Source organism: Oleiphilus sp. HI0117, from assembly GCF_001635235.1.
The window spans coordinates 1-932 of sequence record NZ_LWGA01000045.1; the positions used below are offsets into that span (position 1 = coordinate 1).

The window sequence follows — 932 nt, forward strand, 5'->3', positions numbered from 1 at the left end:
GACGCCGAACAAAACAGAACCAATGATCAGCCGCTTATCCAGTTTTTGTTTGTTTGGAAGACAAAACTCGCTATTTATTATCGGCCGACGCTTGAAAATAAAATGGTAGGCGAGCATGGTCGTTCCCACGCCGCTAGCCATAACAAACATTAACGTCGGATCCCAGTTGCCGAAAAGGTCGAGAAAGCCAAGGACTTTTTCTGGGTTAGTCATACCTGAAAAAGCGAGCCCCAGGCCGAATAACAGACCAAAGAAAAGATATATTAGAGCATTCATATGACATGCCTCACGATAGCTACCGTGATGATTCCGCTTGTCATAAAACAAAGTGTAGTGATGATCGAACGCAGGGAAAGGCGACTAATGCCGCAGATGCCATGGCCGCTGGTGCAGCCACTGCCCATTGACGTACCGTAGCCCACAAGTAGTCCGGAAAGGATAATAATAACCGGATGGTTTGGAATGGGTTGAGAATTAATTTGGCTGAGCTCGCTTAAGCACAATGCACCTAAAGCCATTCCTGCTAAGAAGGCAAAACTGTTTAAGGTATTACCTTGTGTGCGCTTAACAAGGCTCTGAATCATGCTGCTGACACCGGTGATACGACCGTAAAAAAGCATAATAAGGCTGGCCGAAAGACCTATCAGTAATCCACCAATTAATGCGGGTGTTATATTCTCCACGAGTACTCCGAGAAATGTTGTTTAAATTTCGGCGGCAGCATAACAGTTTTTTAGGTCAAAATTTAGGCTTGGGCAAAACCTTTTAGTGTCTGAAAAAAGCGATAAGGTTGATCGATAAGCGGTGTATGCCCGCTGTTTCGGAAAGTGAGAACATCGCAATTGGGGTGATGGTCGGCAATGCGGAGTTGGCCGGTACAGGGGTACATCGTTGATTTAAGCCCAACGACTAATGTCAGCGGGCTATTCAGC

The 932-nt window shown here is 45.9% G+C and carries 3 protein-coding genes; all 3 read right to left on the reverse strand.

Annotated elements, in window-relative coordinates:
* A partial coding sequence (locus tag A3757_RS00825; RefSeq protein WP_068738989.1) for a DUF6691 family protein occupies window positions 1-276 on the reverse strand: 276 nt, incomplete at its 3' end.
* A complete protein-coding gene (locus A3757_RS00830) occupies window positions 273-683 on the reverse strand; it encodes a YeeE/YedE family protein (RefSeq protein WP_068553464.1) in 411 nt (136 codons plus the stop codon). The genes A3757_RS00825 and A3757_RS00830, both read right to left, overlap by 4 nt.
* Before the next feature lie 62 nt (window positions 684-745).
* Window positions 746-932: alpha/beta fold hydrolase (locus A3757_RS27430; protein WP_231878177.1), on the reverse strand; the 187-nt coding region annotated here is incomplete at its 5' end.